The 22875-nt window shown below is 47.7% G+C and carries 20 protein-coding genes and 1 tRNA gene; 11 read left to right on the top strand and 10 right to left on the bottom strand.

Features of this window, described 5'->3' with window-relative positions; genetic code table 11:
• Nucleotides 1–53 precede the first annotated feature (53 nt).
• Together DXZ20_RS29475 and DXZ20_RS29480 are read right to left on the bottom strand one after the other, a co-directional pair.
• Nucleotides 54–512 (bottom strand): cupin domain-containing protein, encoded by a 459-nt coding sequence (locus DXZ20_RS29475; protein ID WP_163702584.1) that lies wholly within the window; start codon nt 510–512, stop codon nt 54–56.
• Nucleotides 513–572: 60 nt separating this feature from the next.
• Complete coding sequence (locus DXZ20_RS29480) at nt 573–1148, bottom strand: glyoxalase-like domain protein (protein WP_163662474.1); 576 nt, start codon at nt 1146–1148, stop codon at nt 573–575.
• A 276-nt stretch (nt 1149–1424) separates the two neighbouring features.
• On the opposite strand from DXZ20_RS29480, the gene DXZ20_RS29485 reads away from it, so the two are divergent.
• The 5 genes from DXZ20_RS29485 to DXZ20_RS29505 all read left to right on the top strand — a co-directional run bounded on the left by DXZ20_RS29485 (nt 1425) and on the right by DXZ20_RS29505 (nt 5044).
• The gene (locus DXZ20_RS29485) at nt 1425–2162 is read left to right on the top strand and encodes an RNA polymerase sigma factor (RefSeq protein ID WP_250564877.1); all 738 of its coding nucleotides are present in this window, start codon (nt 1425–1427) and stop codon (nt 2160–2162) included.
• 49 nt (nt 2163–2211) lie between these two features.
• Nucleotides 2212–3225, top strand: a complete 1014-nt coding sequence (locus DXZ20_RS29490) for a tetratricopeptide repeat protein (protein WP_163702585.1) — start codon at nt 2212–2214, stop codon at nt 3223–3225.
• 22 nt (nt 3226–3247) lie between these two features.
• Nucleotides 3248–3955: a tRNA (guanosine(37)-N1)-methyltransferase TrmD gene (gene trmD, locus DXZ20_RS29495; RefSeq protein ID WP_163662470.1), complete on the top strand. Its 708-nt coding sequence runs from the start codon at nt 3248–3250 to the stop codon at nt 3953–3955.
• Nucleotides 3956–4003: 48 nt separating this feature from the next.
• Nucleotides 4004–4483, top strand: coding sequence for a 2-C-methyl-D-erythritol 2,4-cyclodiphosphate synthase (gene ispF / locus DXZ20_RS29500; RefSeq protein ID WP_163702586.1), 480 nt, complete (start codon nt 4004–4006; stop codon nt 4481–4483).
• Nucleotides 4484–4702: 219 nt separating this feature from the next.
• Nucleotides 4703–5044 (top strand): BON domain-containing protein, encoded by a 342-nt coding sequence (locus DXZ20_RS29505; RefSeq protein ID WP_163662466.1) that lies wholly within the window; start codon nt 4703–4705, stop codon nt 5042–5044.
• Nucleotides 5045–5048: 4 nt separating this feature from the next.
• On the opposite strand, the gene DXZ20_RS29510 is transcribed toward DXZ20_RS29505, so the two are convergent.
• Nucleotides 5049–5939: an ABC transporter permease subunit gene (locus DXZ20_RS29510; RefSeq protein ID WP_163702587.1), complete on the bottom strand. Its 891-nt coding sequence runs from the start codon at nt 5937–5939 to the stop codon at nt 5049–5051.
• Between the two features lie 6 nt (nt 5940–5945).
• Entirely contained in the window at nt 5946–6653 is a 708-nt protein-coding gene (locus DXZ20_RS29515) for a lysozyme (protein ID WP_250564876.1), read from the bottom strand.
• Nucleotides 6654–6745: 92 nt separating this feature from the next.
• Here DXZ20_RS29515 and DXZ20_RS29520 point away from each other — a divergent pair, with 92 nt between their 5' ends.
• From DXZ20_RS29520 to DXZ20_RS29530, 3 genes are all read left to right on the top strand, one after another.
• Complete coding sequence (locus tag DXZ20_RS29520; protein WP_163702588.1) at nt 6746–8047, top strand: M16 family metallopeptidase; 1302 nt, start codon at nt 6746–6748, stop codon at nt 8045–8047.
• A 149-nt stretch (nt 8048–8196) separates the two neighbouring features.
• Nucleotides 8197–9075: a fructosamine kinase family protein gene (locus tag DXZ20_RS29525; protein WP_250565970.1), complete on the top strand. Its 879-nt coding sequence runs from the start codon at nt 8197–8199 to the stop codon at nt 9073–9075.
• A 103-nt stretch (nt 9076–9178) separates the two neighbouring features.
• Nucleotides 9179–9249 (top strand) — tRNA-Cys (locus DXZ20_RS29530).
• 28 nt (nt 9250–9277) lie between these two features.
• Here the strand turns inward: DXZ20_RS29530 and DXZ20_RS29535 are convergent.
• Complete coding sequence (locus tag DXZ20_RS29535; RefSeq protein ID WP_163702589.1) at nt 9278–9946, bottom strand: hypothetical protein; 669 nt, start codon at nt 9944–9946, stop codon at nt 9278–9280.
• Between the two features lie 710 nt (nt 9947–10656).
• Between DXZ20_RS29535 and DXZ20_RS29540 the strand changes: the two genes are divergently transcribed.
• Nucleotides 10657–11022: a hypothetical protein gene (locus tag DXZ20_RS29540; RefSeq protein WP_163662457.1), complete on the top strand. Its 366-nt coding sequence runs from the start codon at nt 10657–10659 to the stop codon at nt 11020–11022.
• Nucleotides 11023–11077: 55 nt separating this feature from the next.
• Here the strand turns inward: DXZ20_RS29540 and cobT are convergent, their stop codons facing one another.
• The 3 genes from cobT to DXZ20_RS29555 are packed head-to-tail and all read right to left on the bottom strand — an operon-like array spanning nt 11078 to nt 13804.
• Nucleotides 11078–12226 (bottom strand): nicotinate mononucleotide-dependent phosphoribosyltransferase CobT, encoded by a 1149-nt coding sequence (cobT, locus tag DXZ20_RS29545; protein ID WP_163702590.1) that lies wholly within the window; start codon nt 12224–12226, stop codon nt 11078–11080.
• A gap of 15 nt (nt 12227–12241) precedes the next feature.
• Entirely contained in the window at nt 12242–13045 is an 804-nt protein-coding gene (locus DXZ20_RS29550) for a DUF2232 domain-containing protein (protein ID WP_163662453.1), read from the bottom strand.
• 54 nt (nt 13046–13099) lie between these two features.
• Nucleotides 13100–13804 carry a Crp/Fnr family transcriptional regulator gene (locus tag DXZ20_RS29555; protein ID WP_006516227.1) on the bottom strand — a complete coding sequence of 235 codons (705 nt, stop codon included), beginning with the start codon at nt 13802–13804 and terminating at the stop codon, nt 13100–13102.
• Nucleotides 13805–14418: 614 nt separating this feature from the next.
• Here DXZ20_RS29555 and DXZ20_RS29560 point away from each other — a divergent pair.
• Complete coding sequence (locus DXZ20_RS29560; protein ID WP_163702591.1) at nt 14419–19833, top strand: hypothetical protein; 5415 nt, start codon at nt 14419–14421, stop codon at nt 19831–19833.
• A gap of 344 nt (nt 19834–20177) precedes the next feature.
• Here the strand turns inward: DXZ20_RS29560 and DXZ20_RS29565 are convergent, their stop codons facing one another.
• Nucleotides 20178–20576, bottom strand: coding sequence for an AbrB family transcriptional regulator (locus tag DXZ20_RS29565; RefSeq protein ID WP_006516225.1), 399 nt, complete (start codon nt 20574–20576; stop codon nt 20178–20180).
• Between the two features lie 670 nt (nt 20577–21246).
• On the opposite strand from DXZ20_RS29565, the gene DXZ20_RS29570 reads away from it, so the two are divergent.
• Complete coding sequence (locus DXZ20_RS29570) at nt 21247–21435, top strand: chlorophyll a/b-binding protein (RefSeq protein ID WP_163702592.1); 189 nt, start codon at nt 21247–21249, stop codon at nt 21433–21435.
• A gap of 3 nt (nt 21436–21438) precedes the next feature.
• Here DXZ20_RS29570 and DXZ20_RS29575 read toward each other — a convergent pair whose 3' ends face one another.
• Nucleotides 21439–22848 carry a trypsin-like peptidase domain-containing protein gene (locus tag DXZ20_RS29575; RefSeq protein WP_163702593.1) on the bottom strand — a complete coding sequence of 470 codons (1410 nt, stop codon included), beginning with the start codon at nt 22846–22848 and terminating at the stop codon, nt 21439–21441.
• Nucleotides 22849–22875 lie beyond the last annotated feature (27 nt).

Genomic DNA, 22875 nt, shown 5'->3' on the forward strand with positions numbered 1-22875 from the left:
GTCGAAGGTAAAGGTCTCGTATATCAAGGGTTTTACCATAGCTTGTGGGCACCTCAGTAGGGAGCACCGCTACGGTGGGTGAAACAGTAGCCACCTCCATCTTTAGGTTGGGCTAACAGATCATCGTCGGGATATTCTGCGCGGTCGCCAGGGGTGCGATCGCCAATTTCAAGGTATGTTGCGATCACACCCGAGTGATTAATTAAATGGTGACCATCGGGCACCCCAGCTGGAAACCCAGCCATCATGCCCGGTGTGAGTAATGTTTCTCCAGCCTCAGTTACTAGTGTGAGTTCTCCTGAAACCATGTAAATAAATTCATCTTGGTGGCTGTGCCAGTGCCTCAGGGCTGACTGCGCTCCGGGCGCTAACGTGGTCAAGTTAATGCCAAAATTAGTCAGCCCAGCCACATTACCCACGCGTTGCTTAGAGCGTCCTGTCACAGCAGCCTTGAAAGGTTCTGGATACCCAGTACCCTGGCTAGCGGACACCTTAGAAAGGTCGATGATCATAGGGCCAATACATATAAACAAATCTTAGGGGCGTTGCATGCAACGCCCCTACGACCAAATCTAATCGGCAACTTCAGCCATTTCAATGATTTCGCCATCATAGTCTTTGACCAAGAAATTGAGGGGTCTTTCACTCCGAATCTTATGGCGCACTCTGTTGGCCTGCACCTGCATGAGTAAAAGTTCGAGGCAGTCTCGATCAAAACAAACGTGGCGTTGACGATCTTTATGGCCACGGCTGGCACCTGAGATAACGTGTAGCTGAGTATTTTTTTTCAGCTGATACCAGAGGCCATCAGGGCTGTTGCCCAGTTCTGTGGGACGAGGCATAGAGCCCATGCCCATCATTGGATCTAGTCCTGTCCCCATGGTTTGCTCGTAATTGTAATAATAGTGGAGCGGCACATCGGCAGCAGACAGGCCTAGCATCCCTTCATAAAACTGTTGGGCAATATTTAAGTCAGAAACCATCACCGTATGCACCTTAGGGGCGCTGGTGAGAAACATCCACATCGCGCCTGCATAGGCCACCAGCAGCATCACCATAATGCCTTGGGTAGAAACGAGGCTATCGAGGGGTAGCCCTTGCCAGATGGAGGCCAGTGGTGATGAAAAAATGATGGCGCAAAAATCCATGGGCAGTATTCGGAAAGAGGGTGCTGTTAGCTTAAGTAGAGTTAGGACACTGGGATTGACCTTAGTTTATCAAGGCTCAAACCGACTAGCTGTTAGAAAGATGCCGGGTTAACCGATCCTTTACCGTAGTCTGATGGGGCAATTTACGGTAGGTGTTCACTAGTGTCAGCTTGGGATTTATCTCCGAATCTTTAAGATTCGACGGATCCTGGGTATAGTAGTTGCTATTTATACGGTAGTCTCAGTTTGGTTAATGCCAGTCTGTCTATTCTGCCGATGATTGGCAAGAGCGCCGTTTTCAGTACTGTGGATATTCCTAATTTTCCTGAATGTGATCATGCTGTCGTCAAGTCGCTTTTTGAGTACAGTGACTACGACCTAGTGCAGCAGCTTAAGCTGCATCCCGAAGACGGCAAGTACTTTACCGCTGTGTTCTGTCGCTACAGTCCGGTGGTGTATACCCTGATTCGTCACTCGGCTCGCTCTACAGTGCAATCAGAGTATTTGTTTGCACTGACATGGCGGCATATTCTGTATGAATTGAGTGGCCTTGACTTGCCAGCTAAGCCTCCAGAAAACTTTTCTTTGCAAGCTTGGCTCGTGAATTTGACAGCGGCCTGTATTAATCAAGCTGCTTTGCCTGATGTTGAAGAGATTCACTACAACTTGCAAGAAGCTTCGCCCCCACTCTGGTGCTATGTTACTCAGGCACTTGAGCAGCTTCAGCCTCTACACCGTTTGGTTATTGTCATGGCGCAGACATTTCGATGGAGTGATACTCGAATTGCTGCCTATTTACAGGCTGAGGGGCAGCGTATTTCCCCTAAATCTGTGAAAACCTTGTTGACAGATGCTCAACAATCTTTGAGCAAAGCGTTACCACGTGATATTCAGGTGATTTACTTTGGGGATACTGAAACTGTAGCGGAGGAGAATTTGGCAGAGGATTTGTCAGAGCTATTGGATGTATCCGATCTTGACTTAGAACAGCCAAATCTAGCTTCTGAAGCTTGATCGCTCTAGTTTTTGGGCGCTAGTGTTTTACATAGGGAGAGATCTGGTCGTGCACTGCACAGTTCGATTTGGTTACGGGTTAGTGCTGACGGCGTTGCTGGGTATGTCAGCAGCCTATGCCCAAGGGACGCTTGATGACCAGCTGCGACAGCCGGTTAACCGAGAGGCCATTAATCAGCAACGCGACGTGGCTGATCAGTTGTTCCGTTTGGGGGACCGCCAGGCGGAACAGGCAGACTATCAGTCGGCACTGCGTGCCTGGCGTCAGGCCGTAGAACTCTACTATGAGATTGGCGATACCGCTTCCATGGAGCAGGTCTATGGCAAAATTGGCAGTGCTTATGCCCAGCTGGGTGACTATACCGGGGCTGAGACGGCTGTGCGTCGCCAGCTTGCGATCGCCCGGGACAATCAAAACTTCAGTACCCAAATATTTGCTTGGAATACCCTGGGAACCTTGCGATTGCAGCGGGGGGGAGTGGAGTCTGCCATCCAATCCTATGAAGAAGCCTTGAACATTGCCTACAGCATTCAAAACTTTGAAGGCATTGGTTTGTCCCTCAGTAATCTAGGTTTATTGGCCTTTGCCCAAGGAGAGTACGACGCTGCCATTGAATATTACGAACTTGCTGGCAACTACCGTATTCGGGCCGGCAACTTGGTAGGCCGTGCCAATACCAGCAACAATCTCGGTGATGCCTATTTAGCTCAAGGTATACAGGGTAAAGCTATTGGCGCGTATCGTCTAGCCCTAAGCTATGGACGTGATAGCAATGATGTCACATCACAGCTCCATGCCATTGATGGTCTAACTGATGTTTATAGCGCTAGACGTGATTGGAACCAGGTGCGTACTTACCTGGATGAACGTATTGCCCTGACGAGCAATAGTGATAATGATTGGTTCAGATTAGTCACCTATAAGCGTCTAGGGGAGTTTTATGAGGCTACAGGGGAGCTAACGTTAGCCCGAGACCAGTATGAGCGAGCTTATGAGTTGGCACGTTTACTAGAGCAAACTAATCTCGAAGTGGAACTATTTAACCGGTTGTTGAATTTTTAGAGCCTGGGGGCAGTAATAATTAATGCGATTTGACCTGATCAGTTTATTTCCCGACTTTTTTACATCACCCCTCAACTCTGGACTCATCGGCAAGGCACTACAGCGGGAGATTGCTCAGGTTCACATCACCAACCCTCGGGATTTCACCACTGATAAGCACCATAAGGTTGACGACGAACCCTATGGGGGGGGCGTCGGGATGGTGATGAAGGTTGCTCCAATTGTGGCAGCTCTTGAGAGCCTACCCCAGCAGGCTCGCCGTGAAGTGGTGCTAATGACTCCTCAGGGGGAGCCCATGACTCAATCTCTGTTGTGGCAATGGTCAACGAGTCTTGATCAACTCGTGATTATCTGTGGCCATTACGAAGGTGTGGATGAACGCATTCTGAATGTAGTCACGCGGGAAGTGTCCCTGGGCGATTTTGTCCTCACCTGCGGTGAAATTCCAGCCCTGGCATTGCTCAATGGTGTCATTCGATTGCTGCCAGGCACTGTGGCAAAACGAGATTCTTTGCATTACGACAGTTTTGAGTCTGGTTTGTTGGACTATCCCCATTACACTCGACCGGCTGAATTTCGAGGCTGGACTGTGCCAGATGTGTTGCGCTCCGGTAACCATGCTGCCATTGCCCAATGGCGTCGCCAGCAACAGATCGAACGCACTCGTGAGCGTCGCTGCGATCTTTATGAGCGTTGGCAGCAGCAACAGTGGGAAAATAAAGATAATTAAAGGCTGCTGCTGTCTGCTTCCGCATTGATAGTCACTAAGGAGTTTTCCATGGGTGTTCGCATTGGTAATGGCTATGACATTCACCGCTTAGGTCCAGAGCGACCCTTGATTTTAGGTGGTGTCACCATTCCTCACACGTTAGGGTTGTTGGGTCATAGCGATGCTGATGTGCTAACCCATGCAATTATGGATGCCATGCTGGGGGCCTTAAGCTTGGGTGATATCGGTCTCTATTTTCCCCCCACTGACCCTAAATGGAAGGGCGCTGATAGCTTGATGCTGTTGGACCAAATTTACCAAATGGTAAAAGAGCGAGGGTGGAGCATTGGCAATTTGGACACAGTGGTGGTTGCTGAAAAGCCTAAGCTGAAGCCACATATTGCGGCGATGCAACAATCTTTGGCTGCACGGTTGGCAGTCGCAACCGACCAGATTGGTATCAAAGCGACGACCAATGAAAAACTAGGCCCTACTGGACGTGAAGAAGGAATCGCAGCCTATGCTGTAGTACTGCTTGTGAAGGCCTAGGGCGCAGTTGTGTTAAAAAGTTTCTAGGAACACATAATCCACCCTAAGTATTTTCTAAAATTTATAAGCGAGTGTTATCCGGATTCTGCAAAATTGTTATGCGTTAATGCACGCTTCAGCGCTTTTCATTAATAGCCTGGTGATCGAGGTGCATAAGAAAAGCGGATGCAACGTATTTGATGGTAACCAAGTAGGGTGTCAAGGTGGCTTATGAATGGCGTGGCTGTTGTAACTACTCTAGGTGGCGGATATAGGACCTGCGAGCTATCTGATAGTGAAGTTGGTCGATGTCGTTGGTTCTCTTCTATTCCACCAGAACGGATCGGTTTGCATGGGGAGTTTGATTATTATGGTTTATCTAAGCGAGTGTCCCACTGTCTAAGCAACTATGTGGATAATTCTGTAGAACGCTTGAAAGTCCGCCAGCGTGGGCGCGTTGTGGTTTTAAGTGGTCAACTAGGCTCTCCGTATAAGCTCAGTAAAATTGTTGACTTAGCCCTCTCTGTCGATGGTGTGGATGCGGTAGAAACCAGAGGTGTTGCTTTTTCTGAAGCGTTGTAGAGTTTTAAAGTAATGTCTTTGTATCTTGTTCGGGAGCGATGCGAAGTCGGATAAGAGACAGGGTCAAGATTAGGATGAAAAGTACCAAGCCAATAGTGCAGGCATAGCTCATCTCGAGGTCTACAAACGCTTGCTCATAGACGTAGTAAACGACAGTTTTCGAGCTACTACGGGGTCCCCCTTGGGTCATGATGTAAATTTCTTCGAATACCTTAGTCGCTGATATAGCGGAAATCACTGCCACAAGAAACATGTAGGGACTCATTAGTGGCAGAGTGATATCCCAGTGTTTTTGCCAGCGGTCAGAACCGTCGATGGCAGCAGCTTCGTAGAGATCTACTGGAATGCCCTGTAGGCCGGCCAGGTAGATCACCATGTAGTAACCTAATCCCTTCCAAATGGTGACTGCCATGACGCTAAATAGTGCCAGATTAGGGCTGGTCAACCAGGGAATGCGGATAGTCTGCCCGATTAAGCTGGACAGTACCTGATTAAATAGTCCGGTTTCGGCATAGAGCCAGCGCCAAGCGATGCCAGCGACCACCATAGAGATGACGACTGGGGTGTAATAGGCTACGCGAAACCAATTCATGCCCTTGAGTTTCTGGTTGACTAGAATGGCTAGGATCAGGGGTGCGATCGCAAGTATGGGCACTACGCCAATCAGATAAACCAATGTATTACCCAGGGTTTGCCAAAACGTTTCGTCCTGCCATAGACGCACAAAATTAGCCCACCCGACCCATCGGGGAGGCTGAGTGATGTCATAGCCATACTCAGTAAAACTTAAGTAAAACGCCTGTAGCGCTGGCCAAAAGACAGTCAAACCGAGCACCAGTAACGCTGGTGTTAAAAACGCATAGGGAATAAACCAACGGGGAAACGGACGCTGCACTTAGTCTTATAGAAAACGTCGATAGTCTTGTCCTAAAAATAGGGCCCTCTCAGCATTCCGCCGCCGAGTTAAACCAGCCAATACTCTACCACCAGCACGATTCCAACGAGGGAACTCGTTAGCAGCTCCATAGATATCACGACGATTAAGCTTCTTCAGCAAGGTAGAGCTCCGCAGAGCGCCAGAGCCCACGTTATAGGTAAACGATACAATGGCTGCAAACTGATTGTCATTAATTGATACGCGGACGGCTTGATTAACGGCTTTCTCAAATCTGTCTAAATCAGTTTTAAGTAATGCCTCGGCTTGTGCCTCAGTAATTTCCTGCCCTGGTTTTACACCTCGGGTGGTGCCATAGCCAATGGTCCATACGCCAACAGCATCTTGATAGGCCTTGAGCCTTAACCCTTCAAACGATTTGATCAAACCTACACCGCTGGCATTCGTTTGTCTTGTGCTGCTACCGCCGCCACTGGTGGGGGGACTGGTGGGGGGAGCCACTTGCCTTGGCATGGGCTTAGGCTCCGGTCCAGTTTGGGAAACTGTCATTCCTCGGGGGGAATCAGCTCGTCTAAACCACGATTTCATGCCACTAATATTGAGCACTTTTTCGTTAGGGTTTGACTTAGAAGGATATTTGGAGATTTTGGAGATGTAGTACCCCCCCTGCATCAGATAGATAGCCTTATCCGTTTCCTTGATCCAAGTGCCCATAAAAGTTTCCCTTGGTTGTTTTTACCCAGACTTTACTGTATCTAGATGACTAGAATAAAAAAATAGAAATATCACGAAATTTTAGCTTGCCCATGGTTACAACGTCGGTTTTCTCTGAAATTACTAATCAACCCGTTGTAAAACGCTTAGCTAATGGTCTAACGATTATTGCTGAGCAAATGCCGACGGCTGCTGTCAACCTGAATATTTGGCTGGGGGTAGGTTCTCGGGTAGAGTCTGATGCCATCAATGGTATGGCTCATTTTCTGGAGCACATGATTTTCAAGGGTACGCCTCAACTTCAATGTGGAGAATTTGAGCGCTTGATTGAGGAGCGTGGGGCAATTACCAATGCTGCCACCAGTCAGGACTATACTCATTACTACATTACGACGGCTCCCAAGGATTTTGCGAAGCTAGCTCCGCTCCAGGTGGAACTTTTGCTCAATGCCAAGCTGCATGACGGCGATTTTGAACGTGAGCGGCCCGTCATCTTAGAAGAAATCCGTCGCTCAGAAGATAATCCCAGGCGGCGTGTATTTCAGCACTCCATGGCCTTAAATTTTGAGCAGCTTCCTTATCGGCGCACTGTTTTAGGGCCAGCATCAGTGATTGAGCAGCTATCTGCTGAGCAGATGCGAGATTTCCACCGGCGTTGGTATCAACCTCAAAATATGACGGCTGTGGTTGTGGGCGATTTGCCCACCGATCAGCTAATTTCTATTGTGGAACAGAGTTTTGAGCAGGCTTTAGCGAATCGTCGTCAACAAGCTTTGACAGGCCCCTTGGAAGGTGTGCCAGCCAGTACGCCTGAATCTCCCTTTGAATCGATTGCGCGGGTTGATTACGCCGACGCAACGCTACAGCAGGCTCGCTTAGTAATGAGCTGGCGCGTACCCGGGTTACGACAACTGTCTGAAACCTATGCATTAGATGTTCTAGCCTCAATCTTGGGTCAGGGGCGCACCACTCGCTTGGTTCAGGATTTACGGGAAACTCGAGCCTTAGTGAATAGTATTTCCACCAGTAACATTACCTATGGTGAGCAGGGAGTGTTTTATATCTCTGCTAATTTGGCGATTGAGCAGCTAGATACGGTTGAAGCGGCAATCTTAGAACATATTCAGTGTCTTCATGAGGAACCAGTCAGTGGGGCTGAGCTCAGCCGAGTGCGGACCCAGGTAGCTAATCGTTATGTGTTTGGTAATGAAACCTCTAGCGATCGCGCCAGCATGTATGGCTATTACCACGCAATGACAGGCGATATTGAAAATGCACTGAACTATCCAACGGCTATTAAAACAATTAATGCAGAGACCGTTCAAGCTGCCGTACAGCGCTATTTGCCCATTGATGCCTATGGCGTGTTGAGGTTGTATCCAGAGGCTAATTAGATAATAAATGCGTTAATAAGTGCGTTCGCTGCGCCAGGGAGTAGGACATTCACTGGGTATTGTCTTGGGGGTGTAGTTAGGGATTGAGGGGGCTGACCTTAACCATTTGCTTGGGTGGAGAATAATTGTAGTGTTTCGAGATAGAGGGTATGGCTGAGGTGTGGTCTGAGATTGCGGCTCAGATTAGTCGCGTGACTGGTCAGTCCTTTCGGGTAGAGCGGACACGATCTGTTGGCGGAGGGTGTATCAACCAGGCCTATGGTTTAAGCGATGGCCAAACTACATTTTTTGTAAAGTTGAATCAGGCTAGCAAACTGGCCATGTTTGAGGCTGAGCTGGATGGCCTCAAGGAAATGTATAACAGCCAGACTATTCGGGTACCGCAGCCAGTTTGTTGTGGATTGGCCGGAGCAAATTCCTACATTGCAATGGAATGGTTAGATCTGGGGAGTCGTGGCGCAGCCTGGGCAACCATGGGGCAACATTTGGCAGCCATGCATCGCATATCTAGCGACTTGGGGTTTGGCTGGCACCGTATCAATACCATTGGTGAAACTCATCAACCCAATGACTGGCAGGAAAGCTGGCTAGTGTTCTGGCGAGATCAGCGGTTGGGGTATCAGTTTCGTCTGGCTCAACGACGGGGGAGGGCTTTTCCTCAGCAGGATGCGCTGCTAGCGGCTTTGCCTGAGCTGTTGGCTGGTCATGATCCCATGCCATCGCTGGTGCATGGAGATTTGTGGTCTGGGAATGCGGCGATTACAACGGCAGGTGAACCGGTGATTTTTGACCCGGCTACGTACTATGGCGATCGCGAAGTCGATCTGGCAATGACAGAGCTGTTTGGCAGTTTCCCAAGGGACTTTTACGATGCCTATGAGGTAGTTTATCCGCTGTCAGAGGGCTATCCCACACGTAAAATTCTTTATAACCTTTATCACATACTCAATCACTTCAATCTATTTGGCGGTGGTTATGCATCGCAAGCCAACCGGATGATTCAACAGCTGCTTGTTAAAGTGAGGTGATATTTGTGGACCTACTTTTCTTGTTGTAAAAGAAAAGTAGCCTTTAATGGCGAATCTAGGTTAGAACGCGACGAGAATTTGATATATTTAAGTTCGGCAATTCGGCGGCATGGCCAAGTGGTAAGGCAGAGGATTGCAAATCCTTTATCCCCAGTTCGAATCTGGGTGCCGCCTTTAACGATTCAAAACTCCTATACCTAGCCTAGTCCACGTCGTAATAGGTGGCATTAGCTCGTTTAGGACGAACGGGCGGTGGTAGAAACTCTTGCTCGTAGTACCGATAGCCAGCGGGGGGAACGGGCATTTGGAAAGGGTATACCACTGGAACGGTGCGTTCCTCACGGCGACGTCCCGAAATTAAAATCATGCAGAGGATAATGACGCCCCCGCCTGCAACCATTACTAGTAATAGGCCACCACCAATCCATAACAGGGTGGTTTGAATATTATTACTACTATTGGATGTGTTTCGCTCAGACTGGGCCGCAGCTAGCTGACCATTTTGGAAAGAAAGGGTATCGACCGAACGCTGATATTCCCTGAGCTGTGACAGAACTGCCCGTGTTTCTTCCTGCTGCTGCTTGAGTTGATTCTCTAAGTTGCGAGCCAGCATTTCTTGCTGCACTAGCTGGTTCTCTAGCTTGGCGGTTAAGTCGCGCTGTCGATCTAGCTCTTCTTTAATGTCTTCATTGAGACCCTCATTAACTGTCTGTATCGGTGACTGAGGGACCGGAACCACGTCCTCTAACGTCGTGGAGCTGGATTGTGTTTCGGGGGAGGATGTCTGAAACCCAACTCGTGCTAATAGCAATACTAAAACGGCTACCCCGGTCGTTGCACACCCAGCAACGAACGCAGTGGTATCAGTCATAGATGATTTGGGTGACATTAATTAACAACTGCCCCCGACAGTTCACGACTATTATTGAGCTCTGTCACGGCCTACGGCATCGGTTAAAACTAACGTTTGCGGTCTATTTCCGTGTTTAAACATCTTGCTGGACGACGTTCAAACATCTTGCTGGACGACCCTACACCCATAGAGGTTATCTAGGCTATGGTGTCAAGGTCTACCTATACTACCGCACGCGATTAAAGGAAAACCTTTATTCGAAAATGGTTTTCTTAAATGCGTTTAGTAATGCAACACCCCTGATCAAATCCACTGACTGGAAATGTACGCTTCAATGTACATTATGGCATGGGTAGTATACCCTATGAATTCGATAAAGGCGTACTAAAAACGTAATTGAAATCTAATTATTAAGTACTTTATTAAGTACCTGATAACCGTCTAAAAGCTATATAGCTGGTGACAACCTTAATATCAGGAAGAAATGCACCTGGGAAGTGTACTTTCGCTACAGTATGGCACGGTTTCATAGAATCTCCCCGTTTTTATATAGATCACCTGACATTGTGGGGAAAGTGTAAAGAACAATAGATTAAAATCTAAGATTTTTATTTCATCTCTTTATGATTTCAAACTTGACAACAAAAGGTTAAATCAATAAGTAATAAGCTCTCTTCATTGGTTAGGCGTTCTTAGGATGAAGGGGTTATTTGAGGATTTGCTAGCTCATGGATATTGCTCCAGAAAAAGTAGTGCATTTATCAAATCGGGTCGATACCTTGCATCAGCTCCTTGAGCAAATAGACTGCAAAGTGTCGAACCTGTTAGTGCACCAGGATGCGGTTAGCGATGGCAGTAGTCGGCCTAAATTTGGTGTTAGTCCTCCTGCACGGATGGTGGCTAACGGCTTAGACGAAGCCTTTGACCATAAGGACATTTTGAATGATGAACCCCACTTCGGTCTTGATCAGTTGACGGGTAATCAGTCGCTATCTCCCGAGATTCAAGTTCAGCGGTTGACGGCTCAGTTAACGGCTGCTTATAACCGTATTGCTGCGTTAGAGGAACAGCTGTTAGCCTATCGGGCACATTAAATCGTAGTGAATGCTATGGGTAGGGTCGGAAGTTGCTAGGTTGAATGAGATCGCATCACTGAGCCGTGGGTGGTGGTGCGGATATTTGAAGGCAGCTTTCTAGCAATGCTTCCATAGCGTTTAAGGTTTGAGCTTGTTGCCAGGATTGATATAAATGTCCTGCAATTAGACAGCCCCCTGCTCCTACACCTTCCTTGACATACCCTTGTTCAAACAAGTTGAATTGCTGGTAGCGTGATTGTTTGAAAGAGAACTGACTACTCATGATGGGGGGTGTTGGAACGGTGTGGGCTAGTGTCAGAAATTTACTAGTCGCATCTTTCACGATCCACTGAGTTGTCCCGATAACGACATTGTTTAAGTTCCATGGGTATTGATGGCCTAGCTTTTGTAGCATTGTGTAAATAGCAATCATTTGGCTGCCGCCAGCGAGCAGCACACCGCTGTGGTGGCTGGCGGCTATGGTCATTCCCAAGACAAATGGCTGCATTGGATCGCCGACAGCTGCGATCGCATCCCATATACTCCACTGCTCACTGTCCAGAGGTTTTGCCATCAAGCCTGTTTTAATCAGTGCAGCTTTTTGATCGTGATTACAGGTCAGGTGGCTGCTCCCCATCAATCCAGCAACATTAAACCCGAGTGCTGTTAACACGGCTTGGGCGGTTGTGGTGCCTGCCACAACGCATTCGCCAATGATGAGATAACTATGGGCAAAGCGACGTCCCAAGGTTTCACCCCATTTCAGCCCCGCATTAAAGAGTGACCTGACACTATCAGGTGGGAGGGCCTGCCCAGAACTAACACAGCGAGCAATAGCTCCACATCCTAAATCTATGTGAGGAACGCTGGGAGTATGGGGCAGCCCCGCATTAAATAAATACACAGGTAGGGTCTGACCTGTGATCACTGCCCGTGTGAGTAAGGCTGGCGATACGCCTGCCGTCAGCGGAGGTAGCGGATACTGGGGAACTGAACTCGGTCCTTCATAGATAAATTCAGCATCAGCTACCGCTGTCATCATCCGTGCTTGAGGGCTATTACCCGCTGCTGAAATGCCCGTAACTAATGCTGTTTCAGTAAATCCTAAAACACATATATAGCAGGGCCTTTGTCCTTGATATCGCCGTTGCCACTGCTGGGTAATTCCAGTGTTGCTGTGGTGGGCAATTAGGGGGTAAGAATGGCACGAATCAAGCGGCATGGTAGGAGTGTAAATCTACTCCTCAAGAATTTGCTGTACCCATTGGGGAGGTGAGGGTATGGCGATCCCCATCCGCTCTAGCAAAAGCCATGCGGTCAAATGTACGGTAAAGAGATAGACAATGCTACTAAAGAACACCATAGATATGGCCACAATTTGAATAATGCCTGGGCTTAGTTGGCCGCTAGCTCCAAATCCTAGCAGGCCAAAATCTAGTAAGCGATTAGTAATCCAGTCAGTCAGCTGGATGACCTGAGCAACAAGATATCCCCAAAGGTCCTCACCAGCCATCCATGACAACAGCCAGATCCGAAAGAAAATACCTAACGTAACGATGAATGCTCCTATGGGTAGTGAAATTAACCATGAGGTTTGATGTCGCCAGTGATACCCCAGCTGCACACCTAGTAAACCATAAGGAATAACGTATAAAAGACTGCGGGGCGGCCCAAGCAAAATCGCGAGTAGTAAACCGGATACCAATGTCGTCATCCATGCAGAGCGACAATTCTGACGCAGGTATACGATGGCAATCGGCACCGGAAATAAAATGCGCAGCAATGGACCGGGTGGAAAATAGAGATTGATCAACCACATCAGGCTGGCAGCACTTGCCAAAAAAGCAGTTTCAACCATGGCAACAGGCCCTTTATCACTAGGGGGCGTCATGGCTTTCCGCATGATAGGAGGAACACGGGGTTCATCCTCATCTTCTATCCAAGGGCTATCTAGATCAATGTCGTCAAAGTTTGTGGAGTTGCTGTTTTCAGGCAAATCCGGCGATTGTGCCTCTGCCTGATAATCCTCTGGCTGCCCCATAGTGTTGAGAATGAACTCCTAACCAAAATTTTAATCGTTAGATAAGCAGGATGGCTAGACAAGTAGGCGGTCTAGGGCATCGATCGAAGGGATACGAATCACGTCCCGTTCCCGATTAATCAGCCCCTTCTTTTCAAGTTTGCTGAGCACACGAGTTACAGTTTCCCTGGCTAATCCGCTCAAGCTGCTGAGCTCACGATGGGGCAGGTTAGGAATTTCTACCCCCTGGGAGCCGAGGGTCCCCTGTCCGTCTGCCAGAAACAGTAAAACATCGGCAACGCGGGATTGGCTATCGGATTCTCGCAATCGCAGTCGACGGTTCACCTGACGTAACCGTCGTGCCATTAACTTCGCTAGCCGAATGCCTGCTTGAGGCTCAGTGTTAAGTAGGCTAACAAAATCTTGGGCTGGCATGCTGCCAATCATCGTGGTTGCCAGCGTAATAACATCTGTCGATCGTGGCACTTCTTCTAAGGGAGCCATTTCACCAAATAATTCACCTTTACCCAAAATGTTTAAGGTGACTTCTTTCCCATCAAGGTTATAAGTGCGAATTTTGACCCATCCATCCAAAATGAAATAAACCGAGTTGCCCCAGTCATTTTCCAACAGCAACACTTGGCCCGCAGGGTGGCGGCGCGTCACGATCTGGGCGGTTGCTTGTTTAACCGTAGCTTCAGGTAAGTCCTTGAAAAAGGGGGCCGCTACAATCAGACTTTCGCTAGCTGAATTATCTCGGGCACCGTATCTACTATCCATAGGGGGAGAAGCCACGGTTGGGTGGACTCAATTATGACGATAAAAAATCAACGGTAGAGGCTAGTTTTCTGGCTATAGACCAGTTAGTTGCAGGCTTTGGAAATTCTTAGCTTGCTAAGAGAATGGCTAAAACCCGCAAGACCTCAATGATATCTGGGAATATTCAGTAAACACTAGAGGCTACGATCCCAGACGCTAAAGTTTTAGGCTCTTTATATCAACCCATAGCTTAATCGTTAAAACGTTACCTTACCGAAACATGCAGGATTAGTTTGTTTTTAATTTGACTCTGGTTTGCCTAAATTAGGGTACAGCACGAATGCACCATCCCCCTAACGTCAAAAAACGGTTAACGTAACTTCACAACTGGGGCGTTAGGTCTGGGTGCATCGATTAGGATGGCATCCATCTGTAGGTGTTACAGCCATTTTGATATACATAAGCCACGATGGCTTCGTCAGGATTTTTCCCTATAAGTCTGTAGATAGGAGGAAATTGTGATTTTTAAGCCAGCCTGCTTTACACTTTGGGCATTCCGTTGGTAGAAGCGGTTCTGTTCGTATTCGAACTGAATATTCTCCACCCTGCAGAGTTTGTTGTTGAAAGGCCGCACTGTGACTTCTCAAAAGGATCAAATCCAACGTCTTATTACTGAAATTGAAGCTACCCTGGCCAAACCAGCTTCCCGTTTGCCGTTGGGTTTGTCAGGAGAAGCTGAGCGGCAGCGCCAGCTTCTGAGTAAGTTGTTCAGCTACTTACAATCCCTGCAGCAGACCTTTGATTCGCCAGGGGGGTGGGGGCCAATTGACCCAGAAACCGGTCAGTTTGTCTCGCCACAGGCTGGCTCCTCAGATGTGGAGGAGTCTGCGTCCCAAGTGTTGCAAGGACTCCTGCTGGAGATGCGCTATCTCAGAGACAACTCTCTGAAACCTATGCGTCAGGAGTTAGAGACACTTCAGCAGAAGCGGGATAGTTTGCAGGCAGAGATTAACGTTTTAGAAGCGCAACGGGTTACGACTCCATTACAGTCCGAGGAGCAGATTGCTGCATTTTTAGAGACCTTAATGCAGCGTCTACAGGAGCAGCTATCAGCGCAGATGGTGCAGAGCTTTGCTGCTATGGAAGCGGCGACCTTGGAGCAATTAGCAACAACGGATGAACCAGCACCCTTATTAACAGGGCAGCGGCTGGAACAGGTGCGATTGCTACAGGCGCAATCGGATCAGCTGCTACTAAAGCTAGATAGTACTTTGACAGCGGTATTTGATTCTCTGCAAAAGAGCGTTGATAGCTACCGTGAGTCCCTGGAAGATGGTCTGGATCAAATGCATGGGTTAGGTCGGCAGGGTGAAGTGATTTTCCATGCCTTTGTGAATCATCTGGCTCAACAGCTGGGGCAGGATGCGTCGTCTTACCTGGCTGGTGATATCGCCGATGCTGAACGCCAAGGAATGTTGCAAGACCCAGAGGATTCTGTAACAACTGAGGTTGATTTAGATGCTGTCCAGCTAGATGAGTTGGATCAGGCTTTAGAGAATTTGTCACTAGAGGAAAGCATTGCCGAGGATGCAGTGACTGTTCCCCTGGAACTTGATCCTGACTTGGTGTTACCTGAGGATGCGATCGCATCTGAAGCAGCAGACGACTTTGACGACGACATTACGTTGATCCAAACCGATACCTTGTCTGAGCAAGCCTTGTTGGAGGAGGCTATGGCCTTTCATGGGGATATTGACGAGGATATTACCGTTATCCAAGCCGATAACGAATTGGTTGCAGATATTCAGGTTGATCTGGATGAGGAAATCACGTTGATTCAAGATGACGAAACCTCTGAGCTAGGATTTCTAGAGCAGGCAATCTCATCTTCCGAAGAGGCCCCTGAAGCCACATTTGTCGATAGTGACGACGTTATAGAGCTAAGCGAGGATTCAACATCTACAGAAGCAACGCCTGCAGCGGCCTCTGACGATGCAGGGGTAGACATCGGCTCTGACTCACTGAACCTGGACTTGCCCCTAGGTGATATTGATGAAAATCTTAGACTGTTAGCTTTAGGCGCAGACAGTGGCGAACTAATAGACAGCGACAAAGCCAGTGATGAACTCAATCAAGACGGATTGGCGGCTGCAGAGGCTGAAAACGAACTCTTTAGTTTTGATTTTGATACAGACCTCGACTTAGGCTTGGAAACCGACGAAGAGGAGGCCGAAGCCGAGACTGTTGATCGCTTGGCCGCGGCCTTGTTTCCAGAAGAACCAGTTGAATCTGACGTAGTTGTGGATGAAGCCTCAGAAGAGGAGACTGTTGATCGCTTGGCAGCAGCACTATTCCCAGAGGAGTCAGTCGGCGTTGACGATGTTTCAGGGTCTGAGGCCTTCGATGATGTACCTACCTTTGACCCAACGACCATTGCTATTCCGGAGCCTCCCTCATCTGAGACAGATATGTCGGCTGCCGGTCAGTTAGTTGATGATTGGCTATTTGCCCGCCCCTCACCTGAGGGTTCCTCGACTGAAGGAGACGATAGTGCTGCAATACCTTCGGAGCTATTGGATAACCTAAGTAGCGATGAATCAGCGATGACCAGGCCCATGGAAGATAGCCAAGAAGCTACTCCTGAGGTAACTGTCGAAACGATATTTGGCGATAGCCTGGTTGATGATGAAAATGATCTGAACGACGAAGGGCCTGATGACAATACGGTTGCTTCCTTGTTCGATCTATTGCCCGATGAGCAACCCTCAGGCGCTGTTGAAGAGTTCCCAGAGAATGTTCCAGATGATGTATATATTGCGGCCTCAGCGGATGAAGATTTAATCAACCTGGTGGAGTCGGGGGCTGAGCAGCGCCTATTAATCGATTTTGATGATGGCAAACTAGTGGAGCAGCTGGATGAGGATCTACAGAAACTGGCAGGGGATAACTTTGCCAATGACTATGGTGTAGAGGAAGATGACTCTCTTGAACCCTTAGATCAAGCAACGTTAGAAACCATTGTTCGAGATCTAAATTTAGAGGATTTAGATTTTGATGCTGACTCCGAGGCTGGTGGCGAAGATGAGCCAGTAGCTTCAATAGATATAGAGGCGTCAGAGCTTTCAGCATCCAGTCTACCTGATGCTGAAAGTGTTGATGAAGCGGCTGCCTCGCTGGTGCAACCACCCAGTGACGAAAGGTCAGGGTTTGACCTATTTGAGGGGTTTGCCACAGATGATGATGTTGACGATCCATCGGCCAATGAGCTAGATGTAGCTGCCATCACCTCATCTACAGCCACAGGTTCTGAAGCTAATTCTCAAGATTTAGATCTCTTGGGGCTAATGGCAGAGCCCATGACCGATGATTTGAGTGATTTTGACGATTTTGATGATGGATTAACTGACTCTCTTGCTGATGAGCTGGGTGGTCTTAGCGAACGCTCTAATGCTTTATCCCAAGAACCGATTACGGATGAGGTGGTTAATCAAATCCTCTCAGATTTGGAAGAGCCTGTCATTCAGCCAGATGACCCCTTAATCGTGCCTACTGTAGATTCCACGGAGCCGCATCTAGATTCAGCTTCGATGCCAGATTTACCTCCGGATTCTTTGGATGATGACGATCTAGATGCGGTGCCACCGGTTGACGATGACTTTTTACAAGAGGAACAGGAAGCCTTTTGGCAGACTATGGCTGACGAGGAGCGCCCTCAATCCTTGGCGGCTCAAGTGGCTGGTCCGGAGGTATCGGATGCAGACATTGAAGAAATGTTGGATGAACCTGAGGAAGCGGCTGATGTGACTGATATGCCGTTGGATGCTGCTTCGATATCTTCTGTGGATGATTTAGATGGCTTACTCAGACTAGATGAGGAGTTGCCTCTGCCAAGTCAGGAAATGGTGGCAGAGGAAAGTCTTGATTTAGGTGGCTTAGATGAGCTGTTTGGAGAGTCGGTGCCCGAGTTAGAAGCGCTTGATCAAGCCATGCCGGGGAGCGAAGAGGAGGAGGCGACGGTTGACCCATTAGCGGCATTGGGTCTAGATGCGGATATATCTCCTGAGACATCCCCTGATGTATCCCCTGAGGGTCTGATACCAGAAGTGCCAGAACTTTTAGATGTGGGCATGACGATTGACCCCATTGCTGACTCGACCATTGAGACGTCAGAGGCGGTTGAGATGCCAGAGGCACCCATCACTATGCCTCCCGAGCCAGTGTCTGCAATGGATCTGGAAGGGCATTGGTTCTTGGGACTGGATGTGGGCTCAACCGGTCTGTCTGCGGTGCTCATGAACCGTCAAACTGGTCAGGTTTATCCCATTTATTGGCAGGCCCAAGGCGCTGATCCAGAGACTAAGCATTTTCGGTTGCCCGCCATGGCGGTTGTGACGGCAGCTCAGGAAACCGTGGCTGTGGGCTATAACGCCTTGGGAGATTTGGAGGGGTTGCTCAATCAATCTGGTGCAGAATTGGTGGGTCTTAATCGTCTCAAGCCATTGCTCAAGGTGGCCGTAGGCCATGGTCAAACTCTCCCTAATTCTGATCCTTGGTTACGCTGGTCCGATACGGTTGAGTTACCTATGCTGCAGGTTTTACAGGCGATGGTGGCGCTCCTGAAATATGTTGTGGATCAAGGCCAGGCTGTCGGTTTAGAGGATGAGGGTCTCGCGCAGATTTGGCAAAAATTGCAGGGAGTCATCGTTGGTTACCCTACCAATTGGCCGGATACTTACAGCTTTAATCTACGAGAAGCTGTGTTGGCCGCTGGGTTGATTGACCAACCTGAGCAGATTGTGTTTGTTGAGGATGCGATCGCAACCATTCTTTCTGGCCTGCCAGACCCCAAGGAAATATCTTTAACAGAAACAGTTTCGCTATCGCGCCAACCTAGCCTGTACAACTGTAAGTGGCAGGAAGGTACCGTGGTCATCAGCGGCGGAGCCGTTATGACCGAATTAGGCTTAGTTAGCCTCCCTAAGGATCTGACTCATCTCAACTATGCTGATTTTGCTCTGCGCGGTTTTGCCTATGCAGGGGATGCCCTGGACCAAGATATTGTCTGTCAGCTTCTATTGCCAGAAGAGCGTTGGCAACCTTTGTCTGAAGCCGATGCAACCATTGCCTGGGATTGGCAGGGCCATCTGGCAGAGGATGCGGACTGGCAGCAGTTCGACAATCTAACGCTACCGGCGGTGGGGCATGTTGATTGGGCTCAGCGCTATAGCTTACAGCAGCGTTTGTTAGGCTCTAGTTTAGGCCAGAGTTTGCTAGCGGCGGCACGTCATCTCAAGCTGACCCTACAGCAGCAAAACCAAATGCAAATAACCCTGGCTGGGAAGCACTGGTTAATTAAACGCCGTCATCTTGAGAACCTCATCTTTTTGCCTTACATTCAGCGCATTAATCGCTATCTGAATGTTTTATTGAGTCATCATAGTGTTGATAGCCAAGGCATTAAACAGGTGATTTGCACTGGTGGTTCAGCATCTTTGCCAGCCATTGCCCGTTGGCTGCGACAAAAATTCCCCAATGCCACGATCATTCAAGATACCTATGCCAGTGAGCTCCCCCATAGCTGTAGCCGTGTTGCCTATGGCTTGGTGAATCTGGCTCGCTATCCCCAGGTGCTCAATGTCACGCGCCAGCAGTACAGCGATTACTTTTTGCTTATGGAATTGCTACGGGTCTTTCCACAGCAGCCGTTGCCTGTCGGAGCCATTATGCATTTGCTAGAACAGCGCGGTATCAATACCCAAGCCTGTCACTTGCATATCTTGGCCCTGTTAGAAGGCCACTTACCTCCTGGGTTGGTGCCGACAGCGGCAGATCGAGGGTTGATTTGCGATCGCACTGCTGATTTACCTACCTATCGTGCACTGCTACAAACTCCGCTATTTAGTAAAACTGTTACTGAGTCAGGTGGGCAGATGTATATTCCTAATGAAGTGCAAGCTGAACAGCTGCGTGCTTACGTCAATCGCTTACTGGTTAATAAGGTACAAACCCTTGACGAGCCGTTGATTGCTCATCTTGAAGTCTTGGCTTAAACCGTCCCTGATCGCAACAGCAGACGGTAAGAACAGCAGTCATTGAGCTGATTGAATACCCCTTTCCCAGCTATGGCAAGCAGCTATGACGGGTGTAATAGTTTGTGCAGGGTAATGATTTTATCTTGACTATTTCAACTTTTTAGATAAAAACAAGCATCTGGTCTCAAAATCTGTAGAAATGTTTTTTGTGCTTGTAATCCTAATAAAAGAAACGGAGTAATTAGCTAATTACTCCGTTTCTTTTGCTAAATATTTTGCAAACTGTTAAACAGGTGTATGCGGTCGGATACGAATAACACTGAATACACGCCTAGATTCTAATTTAAACCTATGCTCAATGCTTAATCCTCATCCTCATCATTTTCATCCTTATTATCACCCAACTGAATCAAGTGGATATGCTTATAACCCAGCTTGATTTCAAACTCGTCTCCTGGCTTTAACCCCATTTCTTGGGTGTAAGTAGACCCAATAACAATTTGACCATTTTTGTGTACACTCACTCGATAAGTCGGTTCACGTCCGCGACCATCCTTAGTACTTTCTGGTCCTAGAGGAATCCCTCTAGCAGCTAGTAAAGCATCATAAAAATCAGTCAGATTTACCCTGACTTGATTGTCCTTAGTAATGCTGTAGTACCCGCACTCCTTAGCTTTCTCTCGCTTTGGTAGATGGGTGATTTCCTTCATTTTCTGAAGCAGCGCTTTCCCTGTCAGTGGCGTGGTTTTAGTATCAGCCATCGGATTTGAAGAATTAATGGTTAGATCTAGAAAGAGGCGATGTCGGTGAATTAATGGGATTAGAACTATATAACTCTCAATATTCGAGTTGTGTAGATCTCATTATTAGTGAGAGGACCTGATTATAACAGACGTAAAACCTGTTTATCTAGGAGTACTTAAACCCCAAGCTCCATCTAAATTGAAACTCTGAGTTTTCTCTACAAAAAACTACAGTTCTGACTACAGTTGCATCTAATATGCAAACTCTAGTGATACTAACAAATTATTGTCATTGTATATTCTTTGCATCTTACCTCTGATAGGTTCTTGACGTGAATTTTTTAACTGTGTTGTTCTAAAACGTATTTATTCTATCTAGAAAAAAACTAGTTTGGCTATGTCTAATTTTGGCTAAAAAGCTTTAATCTAATTTTTGCTAAGAGGTTGATTGGATTTTATTAAAGATATAAACGAAGCCTATCAACTGTAATAATGTGCTAGCTGTTAATAGTTCAGCAACTAATTTCTCTACCCTACAAAGGTAATTGATTTGTAGCTACACTAGTGATAGTTACTGGGTGCTATGGAATTGGCTATCATTTCGATAGAATGGTGAAGCTTTTTGACCAATGTTTTCTAGATTTGTAGCATTGGCCTTTTGTTTGTTTTTTATTTTTCTGATTGTGATATGTCTAAACCACTAGAGCCCGATACGTCACAATCGACTCCAGAGACATCCAACGATGCGCCCGGTTTTGGTTGGACTGCTTATGCTGAACGTGTTAATGGTCGTTTTGCAATGGTGGGTTTTTTGGCCCTATTGTTGCTGGAGTTATTTACACGCCAAGATTTTTTTACCTGGATAGGGTTGCCTTAGAGTCTACTGAACTCTCATTTGATATTGCCCCTGTCCAGTTTGGTCATAAGCATTAACAATTATTCGATACTCACCGGTATAGGGTAGTTTTATCTGAATCGCTGCATCGCTGTTGTTTTGTGCCGTGTCGTCATTCTCAGCGATTTTGTTACCCTGCTCGTCAATGAGTAGTAAATATGCATCAAAATCTTGACTTGTGAGGGTAATGGTCACATCTTGTCCCTGTTGACCATTGAAATAGTATTCATCATAGAGACTGTTGTCCGTCAGCCGATCATCCTGCGTGCTTAAGCTCCCATTCTCGCTCAATAGATAGGTATTGCTATGGCTGGTTCCATTATTTGTCAGATTGCTAATGCTTAACTGATAGTCTCCTTGCTCACTGGCTCCATAAGAATTGGCGAATACAAAATAGGTGCCATTGGCGGGGAGGGTAATATCTAAACGGGCGTTACGACTATTGCCAGCGTCGTCGTTTTCGCCTAAAAATTCTTGATTTGGGCCATAGAGTAACAGGTAAGCGTCAACCTGATTGCTACTCATGGCGATGCTAATGCGCTGACCGGCTGTGCCCTCAAACGTATGGGCATTGAAATAGCTATTGTCCGGTAAAAGATTACTGTTGCTATCAAGGCGACCTAGCACCGCCCTGCCGTCAATGGCAATGGGTGAGGGCTCTTGCATCGTTCGATTTTGGCGAGATGCAGTTGTGTTAGCCGTGCCATTTCTAACAGCCGCAATGAAAGGGGTGATTTGGGGTGTTGCGATCGCAAAACCAATACCAATACTGCCTGCGTTTTCCCCCGTTGTAAAAATAGATGTATTGACGCCAATGAGTTCGCCGTTGCGATTGAGTAAAGGGCCACCTGAGTTACCGGGATTAATGGCCGCATCTGTTTGAATTAATCCGCGCTCTGCGTCGATACGGCTGACGATGCCCACTGTAAACGTTCCTTGTAGCCCAAAGGGATTCCCAATTGCAAACGCTTGCTGTCCTACTTGAGCATTGCTATTAGCTAAAGGAATAGTGGGAAATGTTGTATTTTCAACGTCAATTTGAATAGCGGCCAAGTCCAAATTCTCATCAGCATATCCAATTACCCGACCTGGAAACTGACGCCCATCTGCCAGGCTGACAGTAACTTGGCTGGCAGTGCCAACCACATGGGCGTTTGTAAGTACTAAACCGTCTTGGGTGATAATGCTGCCACTGCCAGTACTGTTGCCTGCATCAATAGCCACGACTGCGGGACTAGCTTGTTGATATACCCGGACATTCGTTTCTTCATTAAATCCTTGAGCCTGTGCTGCAGGAATCCCTTGGTGCAAGGTAAACGGTGTGTTTCCAAGAACACTTAGACCCAGGGTGCAGGCTAAAACACCTGAAAAGGATTTCAGAAAAATGGATGTCATTGCTTTTTCAGCAGAAGGGGAAGTTTC

This window comes from Adonisia turfae CCMR0081 (assembly GCF_011009555.1).
GTDB lineage: Bacteria > Cyanobacteriota > Cyanobacteriia > Phormidesmidales > Phormidesmidaceae > Leptothoe > Leptothoe turfae.